The 14,690-nt window shown below is 45.8% G+C and carries 11 protein-coding genes; 5 read left to right on the top strand and 6 right to left on the bottom strand.

Annotated features, from left to right (window positions below):
• Nucleotides 1–32: 32 nt before the first annotated feature.
• Nucleotides 33–4,652: an HAD-IC family P-type ATPase gene (locus tag GCU48_RS22675; RefSeq protein WP_425280854.1), complete on the bottom strand. Its 4,620-nt coding sequence runs from the start codon at nucleotides 4,650–4,652 to the stop codon at nucleotides 33–35.
• A 210-nt stretch (nucleotides 4,653–4,862) separates the two neighbouring features.
• On the opposite strand from GCU48_RS22675, the gene GCU48_RS22670 reads away from it, so the two are divergent.
• The 3 genes from GCU48_RS22670 (at nucleotide 4,863) to ppk1 (ending at nucleotide 7,893) form a co-directional block, all read left to right on the top strand.
• Entirely contained in the window at nucleotides 4,863–5,078 is a 216-nt protein-coding gene (locus GCU48_RS22670; protein WP_152381547.1) for a hypothetical protein, read from the top strand.
• 91 nt (nucleotides 5,079–5,169) lie between these two features.
• A complete protein-coding gene (locus GCU48_RS22665; protein WP_152381546.1) occupies nucleotides 5,170–5,565 on the top strand; it encodes a hypothetical protein in 396 nt (131 codons plus the stop codon).
• A 189-nt stretch (nucleotides 5,566–5,754) separates the two neighbouring features.
• Entirely contained in the window at nucleotides 5,755–7,893 is a 2,139-nt protein-coding gene (ppk1, locus tag GCU48_RS22660) for a polyphosphate kinase 1 (protein WP_152381545.1), read from the top strand.
• Here the strand turns inward: ppk1 and ytfJ are convergent.
• The 5 genes from ytfJ to GCU48_RS22635 form a co-directional block, all read right to left on the bottom strand.
• Nucleotides 7,887–8,294, bottom strand: a complete 408-nt coding sequence (gene ytfJ / locus GCU48_RS22655; protein ID WP_152381544.1) for a GerW family sporulation protein — start codon at nucleotides 8,292–8,294, stop codon at nucleotides 7,887–7,889. The two genes, ppk1 and ytfJ, sit on opposite strands and share 7 nt — an antisense overlap.
• A 75-nt stretch (nucleotides 8,295–8,369) precedes the next feature.
• Nucleotides 8,370–9,149 (bottom strand): ABC transporter ATP-binding protein, encoded by a 780-nt coding sequence (locus tag GCU48_RS22650; protein ID WP_152381543.1) that lies wholly within the window; start codon nucleotides 9,147–9,149, stop codon nucleotides 8,370–8,372.
• A 174-nt stretch (nucleotides 9,150–9,323) separates the two neighbouring features.
• Nucleotides 9,324–10,355 carry a cupin domain-containing protein gene (locus tag GCU48_RS22645; RefSeq protein WP_152381542.1) on the bottom strand — a complete coding sequence of 344 codons (1,032 nt, stop codon included), beginning with the start codon at nucleotides 10,353–10,355 and terminating at the stop codon, nucleotides 9,324–9,326.
• 93 nt (nucleotides 10,356–10,448) lie between these two features.
• Nucleotides 10,449–11,156, bottom strand: a complete 708-nt coding sequence (locus GCU48_RS22640) for a DUF421 domain-containing protein (protein ID WP_025718281.1) — start codon at nucleotides 11,154–11,156, stop codon at nucleotides 10,449–10,451.
• Between the two features lie 236 nt (nucleotides 11,157–11,392).
• On the bottom strand, nucleotides 11,393–12,262 hold the full coding sequence (locus GCU48_RS22635; protein ID WP_152381541.1) for a YheC/YheD family protein: 870 nt from the start codon (nucleotides 12,260–12,262) through the stop codon (nucleotides 11,393–11,395).
• A 210-nt stretch (nucleotides 12,263–12,472) separates the two neighbouring features.
• On the opposite strand from GCU48_RS22635, the gene GCU48_RS22630 reads away from it, so the two are divergent.
• Nucleotides 12,473–13,303 (top strand): DUF6492 family protein, encoded by an 831-nt coding sequence (locus GCU48_RS22630; RefSeq protein ID WP_152381540.1) that lies wholly within the window; start codon nucleotides 12,473–12,475, stop codon nucleotides 13,301–13,303.
• Nucleotides 13,304–13,343: 40 nt separating this feature from the next.
• Nucleotides 13,344–14,687 carry a sugar phosphate nucleotidyltransferase gene (locus GCU48_RS22625; RefSeq protein ID WP_152381539.1) on the top strand — a complete coding sequence of 448 codons (1,344 nt, stop codon included), beginning with the start codon at nucleotides 13,344–13,346 and terminating at the stop codon, nucleotides 14,685–14,687.
• Nucleotides 14,688–14,690: the final 3 nt, after the last annotated feature.

Genomic DNA, 14,690 nt, shown 5'->3' with positions numbered 1-14,690 from the left:
TCCTCCTTGTAATTAAGTATTACTGCGGCCGTTTAAGCCGCAGCAAAGGTTTGGGTTGCATGAGAAGCCCTGATTGCCTGCTTTTTTGTAATCAGAGCCAAAATCGGTTTGGATAAAAGAGATACCGAGCTGGCTACGCCAAGGATGGGAGCCCAATATTGGAGCGGCAGACGGGCGGTATGGAAAAACCCGGCCAATGGCGGGATATATATGGCTCCTAGTAGAGCCAGCCAGGAAACGCAAAGGGCCCCGATCAAAAAGCGATCTTTTGTCCAATCGCGTACTGTTTCTTCAGAGCCTTCCTGACGCCACGAAAAGGTTTGTATCAATTGCCCCGCAACCAAGGTTGCAAAAGCAACGCTTCGGGCCACAGGCATAGGCGCACCGACTGCAAGGCTTGCGGCAAACAAGCCGAGCGATCCCAATCCCAGCAGAACCCCTCTTGTAATCACTTTCTGGTACAGGTCTTTATCGACGATATCCGTTCGTTTCTGCTGCTTCGTTTTCTGGCCTGGATTGACAGCGAGAACCATTGCTGGCAAAGCATCGGTCAACAAATTCATCAGCAGAATTTGAATAGGAACCAGAGGGATCGGCAATCCAACCATCACGGCAACGCTCGTGACAATGATCTCGGCCAGATTTCCAGTTAATAAACAGCCAAGTGCCTTACGAATATTTCCAATAATTGTTCGGCCTTCTTTGACCCCCTCTATAATCGTGCCGAAATGGTCCTCCGTTAGCACCATATCCGCAGTTTCCTTCGTTACCTCCGTTCCTGTTCTTCCCATTGCGATACCAACGTTGGCTTGTTTAATAGCAGGCGTATCGTTGACGCCATCGCCAGTCATGGCAACGATTTGTCCTCGTTTTTGCAGCGCCGTTACAATGCGAAGTTTGTGCTCAGGCGTGACCCGGGCAAAAATGGATACTTCGTCCACAATTTGGCTTAACTCTTCGTCTGTTATACGGTCAAGCTCATGTCCAGTTACAACACTCTGCGTATCACTGTAAATTCCGAGTTGCTTCGCAATGGCAATGGCTGTAATCGGGTGGTCACCGGTAATCATCACAGGCTTTATCCCGAGTGCAAAGGCTTCCTGAATATTTTGTTCTACTTCAGGTTTGGGAGGGTCCATCATGCCGGTCATGCCGACATAAATTAATTCACATTCGTCGTCAATGGACTCATTGTCGATGCTCTCATCCAAGGGTCGATACGCGAAAGCAAGCACACGCAACGCTGCGGCTGAAAACTTTTCATTTTGCTGTATAATGTGCTGCTTCTGTTCTTCAGATAGAGGCAGTATCTCCCCGTTCTTTTGATATCGATTGCAATGGCCGAGAATCGTCTCTACGGCTCCTTTGGAAAAGAGATAGCATTCCTGCTGCGACTGAACGTCCTTGCAAACCACGCTCATTTTCGCGGTTTTCGAATCAAATGGAATTTCATGTCCACGATGCCAATGGGTCATATCTTTAAGCCACAGTCCGTTTTTGGCCGCGAGCGTCAAAAGCGCGCCCTCAGTCGGATCCCCTTTGGTCATCCACTGCCCTTCCTGCTGCTCAAGCTTGCTGTTATTGCATAACAAGCAGATTTGCAGCAAGCGAGTCAAATCAGGATGGGTTGAGGGGTTTTCGTAACTTTCAACATTTTTGATCCCCGCAGCTGCTGCAGCAGCCTCGGGAGCAAGCTCTTCCAATGCTCCCCTCGGCTCGTAGCCATTGCCTGTTACAGTCCACGCGCGATCCGCAGTAGAGAGCGCTTTTACCGTCATTTCATTTTTGGTTAACGTGCCCGTCTTGTCTGTGCAAATAACTGTAGTTCTCCCTAATGTTTCCAATGAGGAGAGCTTTCGGATCAGCGCGTTTTTCTTCGCCATACGGAAGATGCCTGCGCTGAGGGCAATGGTGATGGTAACCGGAAGCCCTTCAGGAATGGCAGAGGCTGCCAGTGTGATCGAAGTCGAAATCATTTGTGGAAAAGGGATGCCACGGAGCATACCAATTGCGAATACGATTCCGCCCACGATGAGAGCGCCTTTCACAAATTTTTTGCTAATTGACGTTACTTTTTCCTGTAAAGGGGTTACTTCTTTTTCCTGCTGCTTCAAAAGGGACATTAAATGCCCCATCTCGGTATTCATCCCGGTTTGTACAACAATACCCATCCCCTTGCCTCCGCACACGTCGGTTCCCATAAAGAGCATGTTGGTTCTCTCAGATAAAGCACAATCTTCAGGCAAAGAGGACTCGTTCTTTTCGACGGGAAGAGATTCCCCAGTCAGGGTCGACTCGTTCACTCGCATATTCCATGAGTTGATCAACCGGATATCGGCTGGAACGCGGTCCCCTGCTTCCAGGGAAACGATATCGCCGGGCACCAATTCCACAGCGTTTAGCTCTACGTGCTGGCCCTGTCTGATGGCTTTACATACCGGGGGTTGAAATTGATTCAGCTTGTCCACAACTTTTTCCGCTTTGCGTTCCTGAATTGTGCCAATTGCGGCATTCGCGAGCAGAATTGCCCCCATTGCAAGTCCATCGAATAATCCACCTGTAAGAAAGGCCAGTGCACTTGTACCAAGGAGAATCAGAGTTGTGAATTCCTTGAATTGACCCAAATATGCAATGAGCCAAGGAGTAGGCTTTTTACTCTCAAGCTGATTTGAACCATATCGGCTTCGAATTGAAAGTACCTGATCAGACGTCAACCCGCTTTGTAGGTTTGTTTGAAACTTCGTGATAATCTGTTCGCCAGGCAGCTGATGCCAGGCAAAGGCTTCGGAAGCAACCGCAGCCTCGTCCTTATACGCAATTCCCGTTGGACATGGCAAGGCTTCACTCCTGTTTTTGGTTCTGGATGTAAAAACAAGTGATAAAGCATCCCCGATCAAACTGGCCAATGGCGCACTGATCATGCCTAATGTAGCAAAAGCGGATCCTATAAGATTCCACTTTTTAGCGATTGAAGCATGCTCGTTTACGATTCGCTCTGTTCTTTCGGCGTACAGAGCGCTTTCCTGAATAGGTTGCAGCTCATGAATGGAAATCGTCTGGACTCCAGCTTCCTTATAAAACTCATTGAGTGGATTTTGCTCCAGACCGGCGACAAATAAAACCTCTTCGCCTTGCTGCTTGAGCACTACGATCCGTTCAATCACTTCGCCTTGTTCAAAAGAGGACCAGCTTGTATCCATACCGTATTGCGAAAGCTCGTCAGCACTGATATGCAGACTGTTATTCAACAGTCCAAGCCTCCAGCCTTTTTCGCTGAATGATAAGGCGGTAGAGCCGTATTCGTTAACCGTTGATGGCCGATGTCTGGCAATTAACCCAAGACATTCGCCTTTGCCATTTCCTTGGCTTCCGACAAAAAGAACATCGTATTCTTTTCTTGTAAGCCTCTTTGATTTAAGCTCATAGGAACTGCAATCAATACCGTGCTCCTCCATATATGTGTAGCTGCCAATGATAACCTGTATATCATTGACTTTTCCTTTTATACCCTGTAGCTCTTCTTCCACATGAAAAGCTGTGCGGATCGTCCGGCAGGTTTGTTTTGCCTTGCTAAACACCTCTTCTTTCCATGGATGTTCTGTTTTCTCCATTAATGAAGCCGCCAAACATATCACTTTATCCGCATCTTGCTCCTTCTCTGCCATGCATTGAATTTCTTCAATCTCCGGACGGTTAAACAGGAGTGACGAGTCTTCGAATAAAATCGTTTTCGTTCGAGCGAGTTGGGATAATGATCCTTTTTCCGGAACTACGTATTTTCTTTCTTCTGAAACGAGCTCAGCCTGCTTCCAGGCATACTCGGCAGGTACGGTCACCACGCGCGGATTTGCTGCCAGAAGGACGGCGATTGCACGGAACGGGTTCCGGGTAACGGCCCAAGTCATTCCGGCTGCAATAAACCCTAATTTGCCTGCTTTATCGCTATATGCTTGAATTTCCGGTGACAAAGAAGCCCCTTGCTGTCCATTTAATGCAGAGTGGCTTCGCTTCCAGTTCACATATTGCAAAATGCTGTGTCCGGCAAGTGCTACAAGATTTTCGCCCATAAGTGCAAGAGCGAGAGCGCTTGTACCTAATATGAGATCTGAGTTTATTTTTCTCTTATCCGAATAGGTCTGAATTCCTCGCTTGAGAAAAGGGTAGCCGGTTACGACAGATACGAGCGACGATAAAAAGAACGTTGCCGGACTCCTTGCCAGGGCTGAACGTCCTAAAAAGATCTGCTTGATTCCCAGCACGGCTAAACCGCTCATGGAAACAGCCAATGCAATGGGAATTTTCTCCTTCGGCTCCCCCGTATTGGTCTTAGGTGCCGTAGGGTTAATCGGGAGAGGGCAAGGAATATTCAATTCAGCTTGAGTAGCAGCAGCTTCGCGCTCCGCTTCCTTCGACAAGGTAGCCTCGTTCCGAATATCCGGGCGGGGTGTTAAATTAGCCGAACACATCCGTTCTTCTGTTTCACAGAGTATATGGATAATGTGCTGCTCAGAAACAAGCTTTACATCATAATGCACCAGCACTCTGCCCGTCACTGTACAAGGTTCCGCTCTGTTAATTCCACTACAAGCTGACAGACTTTTGGCCAAAAGCTCTGCGGCAGCTTCGCTTCCCTGCAAGCTGTAGATTTCCATTCGTATCCTTCCTGGTAGAACATGAAGAAACCTGTTCTTGTTTCGCAGCGTCACCATATTTAACCTCCCTTGTCCATAATTAAAATCAACTCCACTTATGATTAACAACAGTTAACAAAATATGCATTTTGTTTTCTGAATGTAATCTGGTATAAAAATTTCATATTAAGGAATTATTTTATTAACAACTTTTTTGAGGAGAGGATTTTTGTGGCCAAATCACCGCTTGGTATTATTTTTGCTGCTGCGGCCTTAGTACTTGCTGTGTCCCCCGAAGCCCGAAAAGCTGCACGTAAACTTGCCGTTAAAGGAGCAGGAATTGCGCTTGAGCTCGCAGATCAAGTCAAAGACCGTACTAAAGAGCCGCCATCCGCAGAAGCAATAAAAAATGAGAAAAAAAATACAGAACATCATTTGCTACCGTAACAGTTGGTAAATGTTCAATAATTTAAAAAGTGCATAGTGGGGAATTACTATCCTGGAGTAACAAAATAAATTAAACAAAGGAGAGATCAGCATGCTACAAGGCAATTCATTATGGGGAGGTCTTATTTCCGGAGGTATAACCCAGCTGCAGGATACCATTAGCTTGACGAAAGGACAAATGGATAACAAAGATTATATGGTTCATACGTCAGGGAATTTGACTGGAGCACTCGGGGTCATGGCCGGTATTGAGTATGGGGCAATCCTCGGAACTTCGCTGCTGCCAGGCGTAGGGACCGTACTTGGGTCCGTTGTTGGTGGGCTGTTAGGGAACAGTGTGGGTCATACAGTGGGAACGCAAGCAGGCAGTATGCTTGTTAACAGCCGTTTGGTGTGCAACCTGACACAATCCGCAGCAAAAGGAGCGGAGTCATCAACACCAGGCCCGGTCGTGGATGCAATGCAGACAACAACATCTCACGAATAAATAAAAAATATCCATATCGCTCGCTAACCTCGTTTAGCGAGTTTTCCCTATTTTAATAACGAGAGGAACCTAACCATATGACTAAAAACGATGAGAATATTCCCGACACGATCACGATTCGCCTCAGTGCCACATGGCAATTGTTCCAAAAAATACGGTATTTATTATTTAGAAAAAAAGAATAGGCAGATGGAGGCGTGCGCCGTGAACTATATTAATCGTGAAATAAGCTGGCTTCAATTTAACAGACGTGTTCTTGAGGAAGCACAGGACGAAAGCACTCCTCTGTTGGAGCGAACAAAGTTCATATCAATTGTTTCCACCAATCTGGATGAGTTTGTCAGTGTCAGGGTCGCAGGACTTATGGATAAAATTAGAGCTGGCAATCAAGAGGTCGATTTCACTGGCTTTACTCCACAACAGCTACAGCATAAAGTAATTGTCATGATTGAGCAATTAGTAGCAGATCAGTATTCAACCTATGCCCGGATTATTCAACTGCTAAAGGAAGAGGGCCTTGCTTTTACTACTTATGGCGAGCTTAATTCTGTGCAGAAGAGGGAAATGGAGACCTATTATCTTGAAAAAGTATTTCCCGTGCTAACTCCTCTAGCTATTGATAAAAGCCGTCCTTTCCCTCTGATTCGTTCAAAAAGTGTATATTTGGCCGTCGGTTTGAAGCCGCCTTCCGATGCATCGGGCAAGGAAGTTTATATTGCCTTGGTTGAAATTCCATCCAATCTGCCTCGTTATATTAAAGTTCCGTCTCTATCGGATCATGATCAATGGCAGTTTATTTTGCTCGAAGATTTGATTAAGCAGCATATTCACACTTTGTTTACTACCTATACGCCTATTACTTTCCATACATTCCGTTTAACTCGAAATGCAGATCTTGATTTAAATGAGGAAGAAGCGGAGGATATCCTTGATGAAGTGGAAAAAGTATTGCGCGCAAGAAAATGGGGCACTCCGATTCGTTTGGAAATAGAAAAGGGTTTTGATCCTTTTGCATTGGAATGGCTAGAAAAAGAACTGGAAATAGAAAGCCAGTTTTTAATTACGAATGATGGACCTATTGACTTGAGCTACTTTATGTCATTCGCCAATTCGGTTGAGGGCTTTGAGCATCTCAAGCATTCAAGATTTGATCCTCTTTATCCGTTGGAGTTTACGAAGACGGACGATTTTTTTTCAGTGCTGCGAAAAAGAGATGTTCTCTTACTTCATCCTTATGAATCGTTTGACGTTGTTAACGATTTTGTCGAACATTCAGCGGTCGATCCATCCGTTATGGCTATTAAAATGACCTTGTATCGCGTAAATGGTAATTCACGGATTATCCGATCTTTGAATCGAGCTGCCGAATTAGGAAAGCAGGTCACAGTAGTCGTTGAGTTGAAAGCACGCTTCGATGAAGCCCGAAATATCGAATGGGCAAAAGAATTGGAAAAAGCAGGATGCCATGTCGTTTATGGCCTGCCCGGGTTGAAAATTCATGCCAAAATGGTTTTGGTTGTACGTAAGGAAGCAGATTCTCTTAGACGTTACATTCATGTCGCCACTGGAAATTACAATGAAGTGTCGGCACAAATATTTACAGATATCGGACTGTTCTCTTCCTATCCGGAGATCGGCGAAGATGTCTCCAATTTATTCAATAAAATCACAGGATTTTCCGCCCCGAGCCAGTGGCATTACCTCAGCGTAGCTCCAGCGCATTTGAAACAACAGTTGGTAGACTGCATTCAGCGTGAAGTGGAAAATGCATTGAGCGGTAAACCTGCAAGGATTATAGCCAAAATGAACTCGTTATCGAATAAACAGTTGGTCGACCAACTATATTCTGCTTCCCAGGCAGGCGTCCGAATTGATCTGATCGTTCGTGGTATCTGCTGCTTGCGTCCAGGAATTCCCGGACTGAGCGACAATATTACCGTTCGCAGCATTGTCGGCCGATTTTTGGAGCACTCCCGTATTTTTTATTTTGAAAATGCTGGCACGCCCCAATTGTGGCTGTCCAGTGCAGACTGGATGACCCGAAATATGGACAAGCGGATTGAATTAATGTGTCCGCTATTAAATGAAGAGCATCAATCTGTCATCATCCAATATTTATTGCTGTTGCTAGATGATAATATTAAAGCCCGACAGCTGCTTCCCGATGGCCAATATGTCATGGTGCACAATGAACAGCCCCCCTGCTGTAGCCAATTAGAGGCCAAAAATCTTGTAATAAGGAAAAATAACGCTTTTCCAATTCAAAACGACCGCATAACCCCGTTGGCATCTTTTGCATACACAAACGAGTCAGACCTGATTCACTGACTATTATCACCTTCTTCTGTATGGTATTCCTTGATAAGTTTATGTAATTTATCCAATAGATGTGGCGCCATGTCCAAAATCTTGTCATATACCGTAGGAGAGTTATCCAGATAGACTGTTTGAACGCCCATTTTGCCGATAATTATAATGGCGAGAGGTGTTACAGACGCACCTCCGCCCATACCTCCGCCGAATGAGGGCATCCCCCTTGTGGATTCCTGGTTGCGTTTGTCCAAATCGCGGCCACCTGCCGCAAATCCATAGCTTACTTTACAAACAGGGATGATAATGGTGCCGTCAGACACGACAACCGGTTCTCCAATGGTCGTATTGACGTTCACCATGTCCTTTAAGTGATCTTTGACCGTTTCCATAAAAGATTGTAATGGATGCTCTGACATTCCATTCACCTCTCTACAATGATTCTCTTATGTCATTGTAGTCAGGATTGGAAGAGAATAAACCGAATTGACTCTCTACACCATAGATAGCCATGCACGCTCCTGTCTCCATTCTACTTGCACAGGGGTTTCAAAAAAGGCACTAAGCGTTTCACTGCTCAGAATGTCTGTCGTTTTACCTTTAGCGAAAACAGTCCCCCGGCGTATCAGAATCGTATGCGTGTACATTGGTAAAATTTCCTCGATATGATGTGTGACATATAATAAATTCGGGGAACCTGGCGATTCGGACAGCTGATGAATGCTAGTAAGTAAGGATTCCCGGGAAAAGAAGTCCAAGCCGTTACACGCCTCGTCCAAAATCAGCAGCTTGGGTGAGGCCATGAGCGCGCGGGCAATAAGCACTTTTTGCTTCTCCCCCTGTGAACATCCTTGATACAATCGGTCCACGAGGTGAGCACAGCCCAGTTGGGTCATGAGGTGTACGGCCTGCTCAAAATCCGAATCCGTTGTTTGATCATAAAGTCCAATGGAGGCAAATTTGCCGCTAATGACAACATCCTGCGTGCGCTGACTACCATTGATTCTCTCCTGTAAAGAGGAGCTGACCCAGCCGATAGATTTGCGCAGCTCCCTCAGATCCACGTCCCCGAACGTATGTCCCAACACACTCACACTACCTGTAGTTGGCCATATGTAACCATTGATCATATTCAGCATCGTTGTTTTACCCGATCCATTCAGTCCAAGCACAGCCCAGTGCTCACCTTCGGCTACCTTCCAGTTGATTTGATCCAGTATGGTACGATTGTCTCTTTTCCAGCTCACATTGTTAAGTTCAATGAAAGAACACATGTTTATCCCTCCTATTGATCATATCATCTGACGTTTATGGGCGCAGAAATTAAATATTACTATATTTATTCTCTATTAATACATAAGGATAGCATAGAGTTACAGGTTGTTCAATTAGCCCGCTTTCTGCTCCCCCATATATGCGGGGAACAAAAAGCGGGCTGTTTCGCTGACTTATGATTTAGATTTTGGAGCGATGAAGACTGATTTATGAGGCAGTTTATTCGCTATTTCTCTCGGAAGGCCCAGATTCGTTGCTAATACATCAACTGGGTTACCAGCCATCCACTCACTCAGATCAATGGCTTCGTAATGACCGCTGTTAAAACCAATCAAAATACGGCATATCTCTGATCCGGTATTTTTAATATAATGCCCGGCTCCCATGGGTACGTATCCTACATCTCCGGCTTCAAACTGCTCTGTGACGGCATTCCCTTCAGCGAGAAACACAGTCATTTCTGCATGACCATCCAAATAGTATTGCCATTCGTCCGCATTGGGATGCCAGTGCATTTCTCGTAATCCGCCCGGCTCCAGCTCAATCACAGATCCTGCCATTGTCGAAGAAATCGGAAAATCTTCTACCGTAACTGTCCGCTGTGTCCCACCACCCGGTGCTAATCTGGGCTGTTTGGCCATTAAAGGATACCGATGCTTAGTGATCAGATCGGAGGAAATGCGAGGAAATGCATCATGAGATCCGTTAGAAGGTACAGGTCCTTTTGCAAAATAGGCTTCCTTATCTGGCAAAAGAGCCAGTTCGTCGGCTGCAAGTCCCAGGTTCTGCCTTACAACCTCCGCAGGAGTCTGTGCGATGAAATCAGTTATACTGAACGTGTGATCCTCCGAAAAATCTCCATTATCAAAAATCAATATAAAATGACACTCTCCAGGACCAATACCTTGAATCGAATGACCATAACCACGCGGAAAATACCATACATCACCTGGATTAAAAATATCGACATACGAAGAACCGTCCGGATGGATAACGGTTGTCCGGCAGGAGCCGCTAACCACATAAGCCCATTCAGCCGCATTGGCATGCCAGTGAAGCTCACGCATTCCACCCGGTTCCAATCGCATGGACACCCCTGCTATTCCTTCCGATACAGGAAAATCATGGACCGAAGCCCCACGTGTGATGCCTCCCGGTCCGGTTCTGGGTTCCTTTTTCTCCAATGCATACTTAAATGATTTCATAGCGATTCCTCCTTAAAATCATTTCATATGTCTATGTTTACTTAATTGTGTATACCTATTATATACCTTTAATGTTAATGAAATCAAATTCATTCATTCTTTATCAACCGGATGCTTGATTCGATCCTTATATTCATCAAAAAATATACTACCATCAGAACTGATTACGGCATAATTGATGTTCTCAATCGAAAGCCCCTTCTTTTTTATCTGTGCATGCAGCCAATCTGTTGTAATGTTATTGTCCTTCAAATTAGCTTCAATGATGCTCCCGTCCATCATCAATTCAATAGGAAAAATATGCTCGGAACGATCGTCCAAATGCAAATCTTTTCTGGTTACAGGTTTACTTTCCCACTTGGGTAATACGGAAATGGCTCCATTCATTTCGAGTACGGCGTAATGAACGTCTTGAATATTAAAAATATTTTTACTTCTTAGCTCCTGATTCAGTGTATCCAGTGTAATCCTAAGCTTTTTCATATTACTCTCCAAAATTTTCCCTTCCTGAATTAACACGGTTGGTTTCCCCGATAACCAACTTCTCAGCTTTCGGTTCTTCATGGCGAGAAACATTAGCAAGTAAGCAATTCCCGAAAATATAAGTAAAGAAGTTATTAAATTCCATACCCCTACTGAGCTATTAAAGGAAAGATTCGCGGTAATGGAGCCCAATGTAATGGCAGCCACAAAATCATGGTAGGTCATTTGGGAAATAGTCGGTTTGCCCAATATACGTGCTACAATCATCATTAGGGTAAATGCAAATATTGATCTTAACATGGTTTCCCATAATTCCATATACCAAGACCTCAGTTCTGATTGTTTTCATATAGTTTTTCCAATTCCACTGTTTTCATTACATTCACAAAACCGTTTCGAGCGATTCCGGGTATCGCCGTAAAATTTCCAGCGTCAATCGGCATATCGCAGATGTGAATTCGGGTACCCCCGCTATTTATGTAAGAAGGATGAATCAATAAGATATTCATCCTTTTATTTCTCTCAGAGCTTCAGTCACTGAACCGATTCCTCACTTATGAGCTTTTTGCTTTTTTAGAGCCTGTAATTTTCACCTTGTCTTTTAACTTATCTTTATCTTTATCTTTATCTTTATCCTTATCCTTATCTTTGCTCGGACCTGTAGCTTTATTCTTTTGATTGGCTAGTCGCCAATAGCTTAATACTTTGCGGTACATCGACTTGTCTTTTAACTGGTTAAAAATATACGGGTCAGGCTTCGTGTTCACCTCAATAATCCATGGGGTCAAGCTGCGATCGAGTCCAATGTCCACTCCAATTTGCCGGAAATTGGGATATGTTTTTTGCAGTTGGACGGCAATGGTAGTGCCCAGGGCATTCAGTTTCTTTACCAGCTCAGCCTGTTTGTTTTTGGGTGAATGAGACTGCAGCAGTTCCTCCAGTGCCGTCGGCTTGCCGCCGCTATGATAATTGGTTACGATTTTACGGGGATGACCGAGTCGGCCAATAATTCCGGTTGATTCCCACGGCCCTTTTGCATTGCGTTGCACCATGACCCGGATATCAAAGTAGCGTTTCTGATGACGCAGTAAATGGATCCCCTTTTGAATGAGATAGACTTTCTTCCCTATTTTCTTCGACAGGCTGACATATAGTGCCTCTACGTTTTTGAACTCCAAACGCTTTTCCTCATGTTGATAGGCAAAACGCGAACCCTCCCCCTGCTCTACCCTCATCACACCTTTACCGAATGTTCCTCCATCGGGTTTTACATAGACCATCCCGTACTTCTCCAGCATTGACTTTAAATTGGCTTTGGTATATTTCCGGGTATCCGGTATAAAAGGCTTGATCCCCTGATTCCTGAGCAGCAATTGGGTCTTATGCCACTTGCTGCGTACAGCCTGTGTTCGTGAAGTATTCACTTCCCCTTCTCCCCTCTATTTTCAAAGTAAAACGCTTCTGTTAAAAAGATCAATCCATCATATGCACTATCCCCCCATCTGAAAGCTGCATTCGCCCTGTCTTTGCTTAGAAATATTCAACCGACCTTGCCCGGTCGAAATCGCTTGTCCGGGCATATGATAATGCAATACACGAATACGTACATTTGCATAAATAGGGAGTGAATAGCATTGTCAGCGCAATCGGATGGGTCACAGAAGGGTTCTTTTACAATTGATGTTTTGATTCCTGCCATTGATAAAGATATGGGCACATTACCGCTGGTAATTGACAGTCTGCGCCGTTACGTGCAGCACCGAATTGGGACCATTTATATCATTTCACCCCAAAGCGACGGCATTCGTCGGCTGTGTGCAAGCAAGAGCTGTACATTTGTTGATGAGAAGACGGTACTGCCTATCACAAAAAAACAAATCCGTTACGGTACGGCACGCTGGGACCGCTCAGGCTGGCTGTATCAGCAATTGCTCAAAATGAACGGTGATAAAATTAGCAAAGCCTCTTTTTTTCTCGTTATTGATGCGGATACGATTTTGATTCGTCCCCATGTGTTTCGAAAGGATGGCAAAACGATATTTTATTATCGGAGCTGGAGCCAGCCTGAGTATTTCCGCACCTACCGCAAGCTGATGGGCGTTAAAGCTCCCTCACCGAAGTCCTTTGTTACTCACTATATGCTGTTTGAAAAAGCGCGGCTCTCGCGACTTAAACAGGTCATTGAGGCCCGTCACGGGAAACCCTGGTATAACGCGATTATCCAAAATATAAACCGCAAAAAACAGTTTGGTTTTTCCGAATATGAGACATATGCCAACTATCTGTACAGCATGCAGCCCTCTCGGATGATTTTACGCAAGTCACTTAATAAAGCGCTTCATAGTCGGGCATCTTCCCTCTCTCAAAAACAATTAGGAACCTTTGCTAAAAGCCATCGTTCTTTATCCTTTCATCAACGTAAGGTGTATCAAATAGCTAAAAATCAACAACATTCCGCAAAATGATACGGTCCACATTGGATCTGGATCGAAGGAGGAAGTGCCCGTGCACATCGTATTGCTATGCGGTGGTGCTGGAAAACGGCTGTGGCCATTGTCCAACGATATCCGCTCGAAGCTGTTTCTCCGATTGTTGCCTGCCCCTGACGGGCAAAAGGAATCTATGCTCAGTCGAGTGTATCGACAGCTTACTGTAGCCGGGCTGGATTCCTCTGCCCTGCTGCTGACTCATCGGAGTCAGGTAAATTTAGCCTTTCGTCATACGGAAGGTCGTCTGCCCGTTCTAGGTGAGCCTGCCAAACGGGGAACCTTCACCGCAGCTGCATTGGCAGCTGCTCATTTTCACGCCAATGGCGTGGGGTTGGACGAAATTGTTTGTATCGCTCCAGCGGATATGTTTGCGGGAGAGGATTTCTTCCATAGTGTAGCGGCACTCCCCGGTCTGTTGCTCGATAGTGGAGCCGATCTGGCCATGCTTGGGACAAGGCCCACTCATCCTTCCGACCAATACGGTTATATCGTTCCAGGTCAGCGAATGATAAGAAAGGGAAAACCCTCCCATGCGTCAGTTGCCCGCTTCACAGAAAAGCCGGATCGCATGGGAGCGCAACTGCTTATTAGCCAAGGCGCGCTCTGGAACTGCGGCATTTACGCTTTTAAGCTACAGTATATACTGGCCTGCATGGAGCGTAGTGATTTGCCGCTGAACGATAAGGCATTATGCGCGATGTACGACAGCCTCCCTGTTCGCAGCTTCGACGAGGAGATTGCGGAGCGTGCCGAACGTGCCGTCGTCCTCCCCTACGAGGGTGAATGGCGTGACATCGGCAACTGGCAGGCATTAACGGAACAACTCGGCAACCAGGTGATTGGGCGCGGACAGATCAGTGGTCCCGCTCATGGCACGCATATCGTCAATGAGCTGCCCTATCCACTCCATGTCATTGGCGTGGAGGATATTATTGCTGCTGCCAGCCCTGATGGCATCCTCATTGCCGCCAAGAGTCATGCCCACGCGATCAAGGAGAAGCTGGGAACACTTCAGCTACGCCCTATGCATGGGGAAGCCTCCTGGGGCAGCTACCGGGTGCTGGACGAATTTGATCATCGGAGTTTGAACGATATTCTAGCGATACGCTTGACGGTGCTCCCGGATCACCGCTTAAACGGACATTGTCACGGTAGTGGGCTGAAAGTGTGGACGATCGTTTCCGGCCGGGGGGAGGTCATGCTGAACGGAGAACGTTTTACGGCAGCAAGTGGTTCCGTCTTTCGTATCCCGGTCGATACGCATCACACGATCCGTTCCGATCTGGATAAGCCATTGGAGCTGATCGAGGTTCGCCTGGGGGAAAGCTTGGTGAGCGCGTTCTATAAATCCGAATCCTGACGC

This window comes from Paenibacillus brasilensis, from assembly GCF_009363115.1.
GTDB lineage: Bacteria > Bacillota > Bacilli > Paenibacillales > Paenibacillaceae > Paenibacillus > Paenibacillus brasilensis.
Note: the sequence above shows the minus strand (reverse complement) of the source record. Positions and strands in the feature narration are given on the sequence as shown.